The 13,188-nt window shown below is 46.3% G+C and carries 13 protein-coding genes and 1 pseudogene; 5 read left to right on the forward strand and 9 right to left on the reverse strand.

Annotated elements, in window-relative coordinates; translation table 11 throughout:
- Positions 1-30: 30 nt before the first annotated feature.
- From R7Z47_RS04360 to R7Z47_RS04375, 4 genes are all read right to left on the reverse strand, one after another.
- Complete coding sequence (locus tag R7Z47_RS04360) at positions 31-213, reverse strand: hypothetical protein (protein ID WP_005393690.1); 183 nt, start codon at positions 211-213, stop codon at positions 31-33.
- A gap of 164 nt (positions 214-377) precedes the next feature.
- Entirely contained in the window at positions 378-1,064 is a 687-nt protein-coding gene (locus R7Z47_RS04365) for a helix-turn-helix transcriptional regulator (RefSeq protein ID WP_005374113.1), read from the reverse strand.
- A gap of 47 nt (positions 1,065-1,111) precedes the next feature.
- Complete coding sequence (locus R7Z47_RS04370; RefSeq protein ID WP_167415756.1) at positions 1,112-1,426, reverse strand: hypothetical protein; 315 nt, start codon at positions 1,424-1,426, stop codon at positions 1,112-1,114.
- Positions 1,427-1,541: 115 nt separating this feature from the next.
- The gene (locus R7Z47_RS04375; protein WP_262606723.1) at positions 1,542-2,465 is read right to left on the reverse strand and encodes a LysR family transcriptional regulator; all 924 of its coding nucleotides are present in this window, start codon (positions 2,463-2,465) and stop codon (positions 1,542-1,544) included.
- A 138-nt stretch (positions 2,466-2,603) separates the two neighbouring features.
- Between R7Z47_RS04375 and yjjG the strand changes: the two genes are divergently transcribed.
- The gene (gene yjjG / locus R7Z47_RS04380; RefSeq protein ID WP_005374109.1) at positions 2,604-3,278 is read left to right on the forward strand and encodes a pyrimidine 5'-nucleotidase; all 675 of its coding nucleotides are present in this window, start codon (positions 2,604-2,606) and stop codon (positions 3,276-3,278) included.
- A gap of 51 nt (positions 3,279-3,329) precedes the next feature.
- Positions 3,330-3,869, forward strand: a complete 540-nt coding sequence (locus R7Z47_RS04385; RefSeq protein ID WP_262606722.1) for an NUDIX hydrolase — start codon at positions 3,330-3,332, stop codon at positions 3,867-3,869.
- 79 nt (positions 3,870-3,948) lie between these two features.
- Here the strand turns inward: R7Z47_RS04385 and R7Z47_RS04390 are convergent, their stop codons facing one another.
- The 4 genes and pseudogenes from R7Z47_RS04390 to R7Z47_RS04405 form a co-directional block, all read right to left on the reverse strand.
- A complete protein-coding gene (locus R7Z47_RS04390; protein WP_005480927.1) occupies positions 3,949-4,383 on the reverse strand; it encodes a hypothetical protein in 435 nt (144 codons plus the stop codon).
- Between the two features lie 20 nt (positions 4,384-4,403).
- Positions 4,404-4,955: a YtfJ family protein gene (locus R7Z47_RS04395; RefSeq protein WP_005374105.1), complete on the reverse strand. Its 552-nt coding sequence runs from the start codon at positions 4,953-4,955 to the stop codon at positions 4,404-4,406.
- Positions 4,956-5,034: 79 nt separating this feature from the next.
- Positions 5,035-5,753: pseudogene (locus R7Z47_RS04400) on the reverse strand (carbonic anhydrase).
- A gap of 78 nt (positions 5,754-5,831) precedes the next feature.
- Positions 5,832-7,175 carry an OmpP1/FadL family transporter gene (locus tag R7Z47_RS04405; RefSeq protein WP_262606721.1) on the reverse strand — a complete coding sequence of 448 codons (1,344 nt, stop codon included), beginning with the start codon at positions 7,173-7,175 and terminating at the stop codon, positions 5,832-5,834.
- A 770-nt stretch (positions 7,176-7,945) separates the two neighbouring features.
- On the opposite strand from R7Z47_RS04405, the gene R7Z47_RS04410 reads away from it, so the two are divergent.
- From R7Z47_RS04410 to R7Z47_RS04420, 3 genes are read left to right on the forward strand one after another with little or no spacing between them, the layout of a single operon-like run.
- Positions 7,946-9,121, forward strand: coding sequence for an efflux RND transporter periplasmic adaptor subunit (locus R7Z47_RS04410; protein ID WP_005384341.1), 1,176 nt, complete (start codon positions 7,946-7,948; stop codon positions 9,119-9,121).
- A 1-nt stretch (position 9,122) separates the two neighbouring features.
- Complete coding sequence (locus tag R7Z47_RS04415) at positions 9,123-11,087, forward strand: MacB family efflux pump subunit (protein ID WP_262606720.1); 1,965 nt, start codon at positions 9,123-9,125, stop codon at positions 11,085-11,087.
- 14 nt (positions 11,088-11,101) lie between these two features.
- Positions 11,102-12,478, forward strand: coding sequence for an efflux transporter outer membrane subunit (locus tag R7Z47_RS04420; RefSeq protein ID WP_213893583.1), 1,377 nt, complete (start codon positions 11,102-11,104; stop codon positions 12,476-12,478).
- Positions 12,479-12,573: 95 nt separating this feature from the next.
- Here R7Z47_RS04420 and R7Z47_RS04425 read toward each other — a convergent pair whose 3' ends face one another.
- Positions 12,574-13,116 (reverse strand): carboxymuconolactone decarboxylase family protein, encoded by a 543-nt coding sequence (locus R7Z47_RS04425; protein ID WP_005374097.1) that lies wholly within the window; start codon positions 13,114-13,116, stop codon positions 12,574-12,576.
- Positions 13,117-13,188: the final 72 nt, after the last annotated feature.

Consider the following 13,188-nt stretch of genomic DNA (forward strand, 5'->3'; position numbering starts at 1 on the left):
AGGCCTTTTTCGTCATAGGATTGATGGAATTTAGGAGTGAAAGATGATCTGTCCGTCTTCTGTCATCACAAGTGTCGCTTTGCTTTGTTCGATAAGTTGGGCAGCATAAGAAGGGGTAACGGCCTGCATATCACCTTTAGATCGAAGAGTTAAAGACTCCCACGCTTGATCTCGATATTTCCCTGCTTGGGTGTATTGAATCAGTACTTTCATAGCTTCACGCTCCGGTGTGGTTGACGTGCTACTTAAGTTAACGATCTTAGGTTGGTTGCGCATCTGTTAAAAATGAAACATTAGTTTAACTAAATGTGCCTTTCCAAATATCTCGCATTGAGCAGAGCAATTTAGAATCCTTGTGATGGAAGGATGAAGAACACTCAATCTTTCGATTCATACTGCGCAATATAATGTTTGAGAGATTTGGTTTCCGCACTCTGAAACTCTTCATCGTGCATACGCAGTGCTTGGATACGGTCGAGGCGGAACTGGCGGTAGTCATCGCGCAATTCGCACCAGGCGACCAGCGTCCAGACTTTGCCCCAAAAGAACTGGCCTAACGGTTGGATTTTTCTTTCGGTCACTTGTCCGCTTTCATCTTGGTAATCCAAACTGACCTTAAACTGATGATCAATCGCGTGGCGCAGAAGCTGCCCTCGTTTGGCAGTCTCGGATTGGGTGTGATAATCGGGCACAATCAGCGGACAATCTTCCACTTGTTGTTTGAGCTTATCGGGCAATACCGAAAGTATTTTGGTGGACGCAGAGTGAGACGCTTCGGCGAGTTCAACATCCGACCAGGCTCGAACCATCCGCATACCCAGTTCAAGCGCCATCATCTCTTTTTCTGAGAACATCAAAGGCGGCAGATGAGAGCCAGCTTGCAACAGGTAGCCAACACCTGCTTCACCTTGAATCGGAACACCAGAACTGAGCAACGACTGAATATCGCGATAAATCGTACGTTCGCTGACTTCCATTCTTTCTGCGAGCTCTTTCGCTGTCACGGCGTAACGCTTTGCGCGCAGAAGCGTCAGTAGCTCAAACAGTCGTTCTGATTTGCTCATGATGTTCCTTATCTAGACCTACTGGTTGTTAGTGGTAGTGTGGCTGATTACTTCTCTAGCTCACTGCACATTTTTAAGTTGTGATGTTTAAGCTCGAAGCTTTTGCAGTCAATCATTGATAACAAAGGCTGAAATTCAGCGGCTTGCTTAATCTGTTTTCCCGCCTGTTTTGCATCGTCCATTGAACGCCAGTAAATGATGTCTGTCCACAGATCGTCCGTCGCTTCGTGACTGAGCGACCGGTACAAAAAGCCCGGCAGATTCTTCGCAAACGTTTGTGACTGTTTGGCAGCGGCGATCACGTCTTGCTCTGTTGTGCCTGCGGTTAGACGAAATTGCACAGTTTCGATAACGGTTTCCATATTGTGATTCCTTATTGGTTTTGGCGGATTGCCTGTTGAGTTCCAAATAAGGTTACGCGGATGGAATGTCAGAACATGTCAGTAGTGAAATCTCACTCACTTATCATCAATATGGTTATTTTTCTGGGCTGTTGTAACGATCCCAGTAAGGTAAATCTGTGCCGAGTTTTTCGCTGATAAAATCGATAAAGGCTCTTACTTTCAACGGCATGTGTTTGCGCTCAGGGAACACCGCATAAATGGCGTGTTCTGGTAGAGAATACTCTTCCATCACCGGTGTTAGATTTCCTGCGGCAAAGTCTCTTCCTGCAATAAATGTTGGCAGTTGCGCAATGCCCGAACCTCTTAACAGCAACTGGCGAATGGCTTCGCTGTTATTGACGATAAAGTTTCCTTTTGGAAGCACCTTGTATTCGCTGCCGTTGTTGATGAACATCCATTCGACGCCGCCACGGAAATAGGAATAGCGCAGGCAGTTGTGACTGACTAAATCACTTGGTTTTTGTGGTGTTCCAAACTCCGCTAAGTAATCTGGCGAGGCACAAAGCACACTTTTACAAGGGGCGAGGCGTTTTGCGATTAGATTGGAAGAGGTGAGTTCACCAATACGGATCCCCAAATCAAAACCGTCTTTAACCAAATCGACCATTTTGTCTTCGAGGTTTAAATCCACTTCAATTTTCGGGTAACGAGCGAGAAACTCGCTGATCAAAGGCGCGATATGCAGAACACCGAAAGACATCGGCACGGTAATTTTGAGCCGACCTTGTGGAGAGCCTTGCAGTTCCGATACCGCGTCTACGCCTTGCTGGGCCAGATTGAGCGCTTGAGAAGCGTACTCAAAATAGCGTTCTCCCGCTTCGGTCAGGCTCAGCTTACGCGTAGTTCGGTTAAGGAGACGAATGCCCAAATCGTCTTCTAGTTGGTTGATGCGTTTGCTGATCGCCGATTTCGTCAGATTCAGCTGTTTGGCCGCAAGGGAAAAGCTGCCGCATTCGACAACAGCAACAAAAACGGGCAGGGAGGCAATCGCGTTCACATCAATCTCCTATTATCGTGAAGCATTTATTGTTGAGCACAAGGATACAATTAATTTCCAATTATAGAGATTATCTTCAAGAAGAAAACAATCTAGACTATGCACCAGTATTACGACCTTGATTTTGGGAAGAAGAAAATGAAGTACGATTGGATCCTGTTTGACGCTGACGAAACCTTATTCCACTTTGATGCTTTCAAAGGTTTGCAGCTTATGTTTTCTCGCAAAGGCGTAGATTTTACTGAACAAGATTTTGCTCATTACCAAACCGTAAACAAACCGCTTTGGGTGGATTACCAAGACGGCAAAGTAACGGCAGATGAGCTAAAACATAAGCGTTTTACCGAGTGGGCTGAGAAGTTGAATACCACAACAGCAGATCTCAATAGCGCATTTTTAGAAGCAATGGCCGATATTTGCAGCTTGTTGCCAGGTGCAAAAGAGCTGATGGAAGCGCTGCAAGGCAAAGCTAAAATGGGCATCATCACCAACGGTTTTACAGAGTTGCAAGCGATTCGCCTTGAGCGTACAGGGATGACTGAGTACTTCGATAAAGTAGTGATCTCTGAACAAGTGGGCGTAGCAAAACCGGACTTAGGTATTTTTGAATACGCGATGCAGCAAATGGGCAACCCATGCAAAACGCGCGTACTGATGGTGGGTGACAACCTGCATTCCGATATTCTGGGTGGTAATAATTTTGGTATTGAAACTTGCTGGTTAAATACCACAGGCGCAAGCGTCGATGAGCGTATCGCACCAAATTACACCGTTGAGTCTTTGAGTGAACTAAAGAACATTTTGGTGGCGTAACCGAATCGGGTATTATTCCGCAGTAACCCTCAGAAAAATCAAGGAATAACCATGTCAGACATCAAACAGTTAGACAGCAAAGTCGTTTACCTGAATAAGTGGATGACGGTGCGTGAGGACAAAATTTTACGTCCGAGCGGCGCAGAGGGCATCTATGGTGTGGTCGACAAACCTGATTGTGCTGCGATTCTGGCTATCGATAACGGGATGATTCACTTGGTTCAGCAGTACCGTTACACCGTAGGTCAACGTTGTTGGGAGATCCCACAAGGGGCGTGGGAATCAAACCCAGATGCGGATCATCTTGAGCTTGCCAAAGGCGAGCTGCGTGAAGAAACGGGCATGCAGGCGAGCGCTATGGCGTATGTCGGCGCGCAGTTTATCGCATACGGCTTTTTGAATCAGACATGTCACGTCTACTTCGCCACTGATTTAACGGACGTGGGCAATCAACTCGACAGTGAAGAAGAGGATTTGATCACTCGCGCTTTTTCTGTTGAGGAGTTCGAACAGATGATGATCGACGGCACGATCAAAGATTGTGTCACCATCGCCGCTTATGGTTTGGCGAAGCTGAAGAAATTCATTTAGTTATCCATGACGATTTTTTAGTGAAAACAGCGGCCTAGTGCCGCTGTTTTTAGTTTGGGTGAGCTCGTTGAGCCATTGCTTACTCGTCGATTTTCTTACCTAAGATTTCCACTTGCGCTTTTTTGGTCACCCCCGCGACTTGCAGCGCAGTGCTGCCAACCGATTCATAGTTCAACTCGATTTTGTCTAACTTCGCGTTATCTTTTGTTGGTAGGCTTAAGCTTCTTGATGACATGCCTTTAGTCAGAACCCCTAAACTGTCGAACGTCTTTTCCTGACCATCTTTCATGATTACTTTAACGCTTTTCAGATCGACCGTACCTTGCGTACATTTGATTTTTATGTGGCTGAAACGAGCGTTAGCAAATGGTGACAGTGGATTGACTGTGTCGGTTTCCGATTTAAAACTGACGGTCTTGTCTGCAATCTTGTCCCAATCGTTGTCTCCTGCAACCGATTGGAAAGAGGCTACAGCCGCTAAAAGACAGAGTGCGATGGTGTTGAACAGTTTCATAGCTTTTCCTTACCTTAGGTTTAGATATTCTGTTTAATCAGTTCGATGACGTGTGTGACTTCGTCTTGAGTTAAAGCCCCTTCTTTCACGAATAAAATTTCGCCTTGTTTATTTTGTACGATAATCGCAGAACTTTCTTGCTGCAGATCCCAAGTTGTTGCTAATACGCCATTTTTGTCTAACACCATGGAAGACCAAGAGAATGTCTTTTTGCTGTCCTCTGCCGACGATTTTACAAATGTACCGGTTCCCCAGATGGCGTCTTCTTGGTTGATCACGGTTGTGGTCTGATACTGATCTTCAGGAAAGTGAGCGGCAGTGATTGCTGACATCAGCGGCGCGTTCATCTCTTTAGCTTTACTACGACCTGCAATGGCTTGTATCACACGGACTTTGCCTAACATCTGCTGAGTTGCCCAAGGTTGATAAGCCACATCGTCTCCTTGCAGCGTCATTTCGCCATAGGTATCAATGCTGACGGAAGGGGTGGTTTGACCGACAGAAAGGTTATGAGAGAAGGCGAGTGTCGGGGCGAGTGCGAGTAAGAGTGACAGAACAGATGGAGTTTTCATTGGGGGTTCCTGTAACTAAGTGAGGTTAGAGCGAATCAAAATAAGGGGAAAATACGATTCCCCTTATCGGATTTGGCGATTAGTTAGAAAGTACAACGCGCGCATTTAACGGTTGCAGCGGACGATTGTTTTGTCCCATGACTTCCATCAGTTTCGCGGCTTGATCTTTGGATAAGGTTGGAGTGTCTTTAAGCACAAACCAGCGCCACCTTCTGAACATGGTGGTGTGGTTAAAGAGCCGTTAAATCGATAGTGGTTTGCAGTTTTTGGCAGTAAGTCGTTAATCTCAAATGTATCTTTAAAGAACGTGGTTTGATTCTCTTGTGGGATTGCGTTGATCAGTTTAGACAGCGCTGCGTTTTGATCGCCAGCATCAAACATCACCGAAATTACCGCCAACTCGCCTTCTGCGTTGGCGTGTACAAAGTGCGCTTCAAGTGGATATTGGCGGCCTTTGATTTGGTTTTCTGAAGGTGTGTGGAAATGGAACTGTTGCAGTTCGAACGTCTCGCCATCGATGGTGAAGCTGTTACGTCCGTTCACTTGCGCTTGCAGCGTATGACCATTGTTGGTTAAACCAATGACCTGACCAGTGTACGAAAGGTTCAGTGCTTCCAGTTTTGCATCGGCTGGGTTGTCGATGTTGATTGGGCTTTGGTTTTTCGTGGTTGCGCAGTCTTTGGCGATTTCTCCCCAGTGTTCTGGCCCGTGTTTGTCATTGCCATAGCCCCATTCCGAAGCCTGAGCTGCGCTTAGAGCGAGAAGTGAGAGTGAAAAAGCAAGTAGTGTTTTGTTCATAATAATGTCTCTGTTCGGTCGCTTTGATAAGCGTTGTTACAAGGCAATGACCTAGAGGTTTGATCACTGCCTGACGAATTAGAAACGGTGGCTGAGTTGGGCACCAATTAGGAACGCATTTGAATGGGTAACGCCCGTCACCATCGGTGCAGGAACACCTTCATACGCGTACTCTTCTACGTTGACATCTTCACCAATCAAGTACGTCATGCCGATGTCAACCGTGGTATCTGATGACCATTGGTAAGAGGCCCCCGCAGATAACCAGTGACGGTTCGAATCTGGGATAGAAAGCGAAGTCAGCTCATCGACAGGTGTTTTGTCGAACATGTAACCCGTGCGTAGTGTCCAACGTTCATTGGCGTACCAAGTCGCACCGATGGAGTAGTGCGCGGAGTCTTGCCACTGAAAATCTTTTAGCAACTGATCATCAGCTTTCAAGCTGTCAAATGCTGACCAACCAATCCACTGCACAGAATAGTGCAGGGCAAATTTAGGTAAGACGCGGTGATAACCGGAAAACTCCGCAATATCCGGTAGCGGCATAGCAAGCGAGTCGTACGATTCGCCAGCAAAGTGGATGTCACCCTTGGCATCAATGTTAGGGCTGTGCTTGTAGCTTAAACCTGAGCGATGACGTTCGTTAAACTCGTACATCATGCCAATGTTCGCGCCAAGCCCAATGCCGCCAGCTTCCACATCAAGTGCGTTGCCTTTTACGGATCCACAGCGTTGTTCTAGTTCGTTTCCAAGTATGTTCCCACCAACGCAAACACCCACGTCCATATCGCGGTACAGCTCACCAGAGCCGTAAATCACATCAATACCACCACCGATACTAAAACGATCGTTCACCTTGTATGCCAAGCTTGCGCCAAGGTTGACACTCGCTACGCTGGTGACACCGCCAAAAACAGGTGCGCCATAGTTTGGTTTAAACTCCATGTCGGTTCCGAAGTTGGAATATGCCGATAAGCCTAGATACCAGTCGTCGTTGATAGGGTGAATAAAGTAAAAATTGGGTACAACGGCTGGTTGACCAACGCCATCGACGTCATCAATGTCGGTCACGGTTTGAGAGAAGGACGGGGTAATGTCAGCTTGAGGGGACGGAGGAAAACCACCCATACCAACATTGACATCCGCATTAATGTTAGCTCGATGATATTGCGCATTTTTAACGGTAACGTCAGGTTTGACGTAAGTGACACCGAACGATAAGGCATTTTGTTTAAACAGCGTCATCGCTGCGGCGTTGCGGCTGACTACAGACGCATTATCACCAATGACGGCATCACCAGCAAAAGCGCGACCAAGACCCGTCGCAGAATGTTCGTTAATTTGAAAACCACCGGCATACGCCGTCGAGGAGGCTAACCCGATTAATAAATAAATTGGTGAAAGAGTTAATTGTCGCTGCATGTTTTTCTCATGAATTAATTAGAAGTTGTATTGCAACGAAAAGTAGTAAAATAAACAAATCTGACCAGTGTGTTTAGGAGTAAAACTAACAGTGTGCTAACAATAAGTAAATTTAACTTAATAAATATTTATTGTTGAATTTATTAATGCTTCATGGCGTGAATATAGTAGTTATTTTACGTGTAAATTAAATCCTGAACCTATATTTTTATTTTTGCGGTATTACTTCTCTATTTTTATTGTGCTGACTGTTCCCTAACAAATAGAGGCAAATCCAGCGATAAAGTGTCCGTGATGGAAACTCTGAGTCATTTGTATTTCCATTGCATCCCAACGTTGGTAGTTCGAATCAGCAAGAGAACTATCGTTTTAAACCCACATGACACACTCCTCTCGGTCTTACCTGTGTTATGTGGGTATTTTTTATTTAACTTGCCACTTAACTCTTCTTTAAATTCAATCATCAAAATGACCATAATGAAATCTAAATGGATGGCATATTGAATAAGTTTAGATTTTACTGGTTTGTTGGTATTTAAAAGTTTTGTTTATAATAATTATAACTTGAATTTCTATATTAAAAATGATCTTTGTTATATTTATTGGATGATAAAGTTTTGAAGTAGCTATAATATCTCGGATTTTCCACATTAGTGATGTTATTCCTACAGTATCTTGACGTTAATTTACCTATCTTTACGTCTCGTACCCTGTACGGCTAAGACAAATAGCAGTATAAAATCAAAACGATTATTTACTTCACTCCTGCTATGAAACTCAATAAAAAATGGCTCGTTTTGTGTGGCCTACTTGCTATTGGTGCTGGTGGTTATCATTATCTGCAACGTCCAGAACCCATTTCTCCTTACGCGACAGAAGTCGTTCGCAAAGGCAATATCGAAAAGGCGGTATTAGCTAACGGCATGTTGCAAGCGTCCAAATTGGTGAATGTAGGTGCGCAAGTATCTGGGCAAATTCAACGCCTCGCTGTGAACTTAGGGGATGAGATAAAACAGGGGGACTTGATTGCACAGATTGACAGCCTGACTCAGCAAAACAGCCTCAAAGAAGCCCAAGCGTCTCTTAATAGTCTCAACGCTCAGTACCAGGCTAAGCAAGCGCAGATTAAACAAGCAAACTATGAATACGTGCGCCAAAAAGGCATGTTGGCAGCGAAAGCGAGCTCACGAGCTGATTACGAGAATGCCGAAGCGACGCTCGCCATCTACAAAGCCGAGTTAGCGCAACTGGATGCCGAAATCGAGAAAGCCAAAATCAACGTCGACAATGCGCAGTTAGATCTCGGTTACACCACCATCAACGCACCGATGGATGGCACGGTGGTCTACACCGCGGTGGAAGAAGGACAAACCGTAAACGCCAATCAAACCACGCCAACTATTATCGAGTTAGCTAAGTTAGATACGATGACAGTGAAAGCCGAAATTTCGGAAGCCGATGTGATTTTTGTTCACCCCGGCCAAACGGCGCTGTTCACCATTTTAGGCAAACCGAATCAGCAGTTTAAAGGCACATTGCGCGCCATTGAGCCGGGGCCAACAATCATGGATGGCGATGACAGCGATTTGAGCATTTCAGATAGCGACGCCATTTACTACAACGCTGTATTTGATGTGAAGAACCCGCAAGGTATTTTGCGCATCGGCATGACTGCGCAAGTTTCGATTGTCCTTGAGCAATCGGAAAATACCTTGATTGTCCCTTCACAAGTGCTGCAAAAATCTGGCGGCAAAGGCAACTATACCGTGCCAGTGCTTGAACAGGGCCAAGTGGTGCAAAAGCCCGTGACAGTGGGTATTAACAACAAAGTGAACGCAGAAATTCTCTCAGGTTTGAAGGAGGGCGACCAAGTTGTTCTTGGCAATGCTATGGATGGAGAATCATCAAGCCGAGGTGATCGTCGTCGACCTCCAATGAGGTTCTAAGATGAGTGACGTGCTTTTAAAAGTTGAGGATTTAACTCGACGATTTGTCTCTGGCGACGAGTCGCTTACCGTGTTGAACCACATTAATTTAGAGATAAAACGCGGTGAAATGGTCGCGATCGTGGGTGCATCGGGCTCAGGTAAATCGACGCTGATGAATGTGCTCGGCTGCTTGGATAAACCGTCCAGCGGTCGATACTTCATTAATGGGCAAGATGTCTCGACGTTGGAATCCGACCAATTGGCGGAACTGCGCCGCGAGTATTTTGGCTTTATATTCCAGCGTTACCATCTGCTGGGGGATTTAACCGCGGTGGCAAATGTGGAAGTACCTGCGGTTTATGCGGGAGTTCCTCATCGTCAAAGAGCGGAGCGAGCGCAGTCACTGTTGGCTCGCTTGGGGCTGGAAGATCGTTTGACTCACAAGCCCAGCCAACTGAGTGGTGGCCAGCAACAGCGCGTGAGTGTTGCTCGTGCACTGATGAACGGTGGTGAGGTGATTCTCGCCGATGAGCCCACTGGCGCATTAGACAGTCACAGTGGGCAAGAGATGATGGCACTGCTTAAAGAATTGCATCAACTTGGGCATACTATCATCTTAGTGACTCATGATATGAACGTGGCGAACTTTGCGGATCGCATCATTGAAATCAAAGATGGTGAAATCATTGCAGATACGCCAAATGCACAAGTTATAATCAATGAGCAAGCAGCAAAGACACCGAGCGCGTTTTTTCATCGCCCAGCGCAAGCCGCCAGTAAGTGGTGGAAGTGGGACAGTTTTATTGACGCGCTAAAAATGGCGCTGCTGGCGATGTCTAGCCACAGAATGCGCACGTTTTTGACCATGCTCGGCATCATTATTGGTATAGCCTCGGTGGTTTCCGTGGTGGCACTAGGTAATGGTTCACAACAGCAAATTTTGTCGAATATTTCATCCATGGGAACAAACACCATTGATGTCAGGCCGGGCAAAGGGTTTGGTGACCGCCGCTCCGGACGAGTGAAAACGCTAACCGCCGACGATGCTAAATCGTTGGAGAGTCTACCTTTTGTCGACAGTGTCACGCCGTCTTTATCCAACAGCTTAACCGTGCGTTACGCCAATCAGGATGTAACCGCGTCTGTGGAAGGGGTTGGGGAAGATTATTTCCGTGTGCGCGGTTATGAGATCGCCAAAGGTCAGTTTTGGGATGAAGAGAGCGTGAACTCACTCGCCCAAGAAGCAGTGATTGATGACAACACCAGAAAGGAAATGTTTGCGGATAGAAATCCGATTGGTGAAGTGATTTTTCTTGGTTCATTGCCAGTGCGTATTGTGGGTGTCACGCAGAAAAAAGAAGACGCGTTTGGCAACAGCGACGCGCTGAAAATTTGGGTGCCATACACCACCATGTCTGGGCGCATGATGGGACAACGTTACCTCAACGGCATTACTGTACGGATTGATGAGAACGCCCTAAGCGCAGCGGTAGAACAGAGCATCATCAACTTGTTAAAAATGCGCCACGGTACAGAAGATTTCTTCACGATTAACACTGACACCATTCGTCAGAGCATCGAGAAAACCACCGCAACCATGACGTTACTGATCTCAGCGATTGCGGTGATCTCCCTAATTGTCGGCGGAATTGGCGTAATGAACATCATGTTGGTGTCGGTGACAGAGCGCACGAAAGAGATCGGTGTGCGAATGGCTGTAGGTGCGCGGCAAGCGGATATTTTGCGTCAGTTTTTGATTGAAGCGGTACTAGTGTGTTTGTGTGGTGGCATTGCTGGTATTGGCTTGGCGTTTTTGATTGGTTTTGCATTCAGTACATCTGGCAGCAGCTTCCAAATGATTTACTCAATGAACTCGATCATCTGGGCGTTTATTTGCTCAACGTTGATTGGCATCGCTTTCGGCTTTTTACCCGCTCGCAATGCCGCCAAACTCGATCCTATAGAAGCGCTAGCGAGAGACTAAAAATGAGTAACACAATGAAATTCAAGACTCGATTGGTCGCGGCTGCCTTAAGCGCAGTGTGGTTGTCAGGTTGTGGTTCGCTTATGCGTAGCGACTATCAAGCTCCTGAGGTGCAAGTGCCTGCAAATTGGCAACAGATGCATGTTGCGGGTGATGTCAGTATGGATCCTTGGTGGTTGGCGTTTAACGACCCAACGCTTAATCAATACATTACTCAGGTGTTGGCTCAAAACAACGATTTGACGCTGGCAACGCTAACGCTAAAGAAAGCGCGTTTACAGCTGGGTTTAACGCAAGATGACTTTTTCCCTACGTTGAGTTCTTCCACATCAGGACAAGTTCAAAAATCTCTTGATAGCGGGGAATCGGCAGATAGCTACAGCACTAACTTGTCCGTCAATTACGAGTTGGATTTGTGGGGAAAAATCTCGGCAGACGTTGACCAAGCCAAGTGGACGGCGATGGCAAGTCAACAAGATCGCGAGGCGACCGCACAAAGTTTGGTGGCAACGACGGCATCGTTATATTGGCAAATCGGCTATCTAAAACAGCGCTTAAACCTCAGTCAGCGTAATGTGGCAGACGCAGCTCAAACGCTACAATTGATTGAAAAACAGTACCAACTTGGCGCTGTGGATCAGTTAGATGTGCTTGAAGCCAAACGTACGTTGGCAAGCTTACAAGCGCAGCAAAGTGAGTTTGAACAGAGTTTACTTGAGGCAAACAACGCCTTTGCGATTTTGTTCAATCAACCGCCGAAGAGCATCAGTGCAAACATCCAAATGCTGCCTGAAGGCGATATGCCATCGTTGAGTGTTGGTGCTCCGTCTGATTTATTGATCCGCAGACCCGACATTAAAGCAGCGATTTACGAAGTCAAAGCCGCGCTAGCAAATAAAGACGCAGCAGATTTGGACTATTTGCCTAAGCTGACGCTCACTGGGGCTTTGGGGGGATCGTCACAAGCGCTCAAAAACCTGCTTTCCAACCCGATCGGCAGTTTAGGTGCGGATATGACGCTACCGTTTTTGCAGTGGAATGAGATGAAAAACAGCCAAGCCATTGCCGATTTAGACTATCAATCGGCCATTGTGAGCTATCGCCAAGTGTTGTACGCCGCATTCCAAGATGTCGAAAATGCCTTGTCGGCACGAGAAAAATTGAAGTATCAAGCGGCGCGTTTACAAGAACAATATGATGCCGCAAGTGCCGCTGAGTCCATATATGCTGCGCGGTATCAGTATGGCTCGACATCGATCATGGACTATTTGAATGCCCAAGAAGACACCAGAAACGCACAAGCTTCTTTGTTGGAGAACCGCTACAACCAGTTTCTCACTCAGGTTACGCTTTACCAGTCTTTAGGAGGAACCGACGTTGCGCCGTTGTAATTAGGTGTCAGCTCACACTAGCGAAGCGCCATGCAACAAAGCCTTTTTGAAGGTATTACTGGTCCCATGAATGGGACCAGTAATAAAAGCTTAAGTTACTTGGCGAACTTCTTGAAAGGTGCATCAACCGGGGTGTCAGCTAGGTGATTGGTGTAGTTACTCATCACTTTTTGCGCTAGACCAAGAACAATTTCAAGCAGTTGCTGCTGTCCGTAACCCGCCGCAAAGAATTTCTCTATCTGAGACTCTTCCACTACACCACGTTGGCGCACCATTTGAAGCGTTGTCTCTCGTAGTGTTTCAAGTTTTTCGTCTGCCAATGGTGTTTGGTTGACGAGAGCATCGACAATCTCCTGATCCACTTTCATTGACGCCGCGATCGCACTATGAGCAGGAACGCAGTAGTGACAACCATGTTCAACGTTGATGGTTTGCCATACGACGGTCAATTCTTCTGCGTTAAATGATGTTTGTTGAAAGAGCTCATGCACAACTTGATAACCCTCAAGCAAGGTTGGCGCTTCAGCCATAACAGCATGAAGATTTGGTAGCATGCCAAACGCTTTGACTGAATTTTCAATCAGGTGCTTTGATCCTTCGGGTGCGTTTTCTGCGGTATACAGTTTAAATTCTGCCATGTTTAAATCTCCTGTAATTGGATATGAGCGGATTAGGCAAGAACAGGATAGTTGATTTTGAGCGGTCGCTCA

This window comes from Vibrio sp. 1641 (genome assembly GCF_033339995.1).
Taxonomy (GTDB): domain Bacteria; phylum Pseudomonadota; class Gammaproteobacteria; order Enterobacterales; family Vibrionaceae; genus Vibrio; species Vibrio alginolyticus.

Bases quoted from the DNA above. Each gene is read 5' to 3' on its own strand.
- R7Z47_RS04415 (WP_262606720.1), top strand. From the start codon at position 9,123: ATGAGTGACGTGCTTTTAAAAGTTGAGGATTTAACTCGACGATTTGTC.
- R7Z47_RS04395 (WP_005374105.1), bottom strand. From the start codon at position 4,955: ATGAAAACTCCATCTGTTCTGTCACTCTTACTCGCACTCGCCCCGACA.
- R7Z47_RS04365 (WP_005374113.1), bottom strand. From the start codon at position 1,064: ATGAGCAAATCAGAACGACTGTTTGAGCTACTGACGCTTCTGCGCGCA.
- R7Z47_RS04385 (WP_262606722.1), top strand. From the start codon at position 3,330: ATGTCAGACATCAAACAGTTAGACAGCAAAGTCGTTTACCTGAATAAG.
- R7Z47_RS04390 (WP_005480927.1), bottom strand. From the start codon at position 4,383: ATGAAACTGTTCAACACCATCGCACTCTGTCTTTTAGCGGCTGTAGCC.
- yjjG (WP_005374109.1), top strand. From the start codon at position 2,604: ATGAAGTACGATTGGATCCTGTTTGACGCTGACGAAACCTTATTCCAC.
- R7Z47_RS04405 (WP_262606721.1), bottom strand. From the start codon at position 7,175: ATGCAGCGACAATTAACTCTTTCACCAATTTATTTATTAATCGGGTTA.
- R7Z47_RS04370 (WP_167415756.1), bottom strand. From the start codon at position 1,426: ATGGAAACCGTTATCGAAACTGTGCAATTTCGTCTAACCGCAGGCACA.
- R7Z47_RS04410 (WP_005384341.1), top strand. From the start codon at position 7,946: ATGAAACTCAATAAAAAATGGCTCGTTTTGTGTGGCCTACTTGCTATT.
- R7Z47_RS04360 (WP_005393690.1), bottom strand. From the start codon at position 213: ATGAAAGTACTGATTCAATACACCCAAGCAGGGAAATATCGAGATCAA.
- R7Z47_RS04425 (WP_005374097.1), bottom strand. From the start codon at position 13,116: ATGGCAGAATTTAAACTGTATACCGCAGAAAACGCACCCGAAGGATCA.
- R7Z47_RS04420 (WP_213893583.1), top strand. From the start codon at position 11,102: ATGAAATTCAAGACTCGATTGGTCGCGGCTGCCTTAAGCGCAGTGTGG.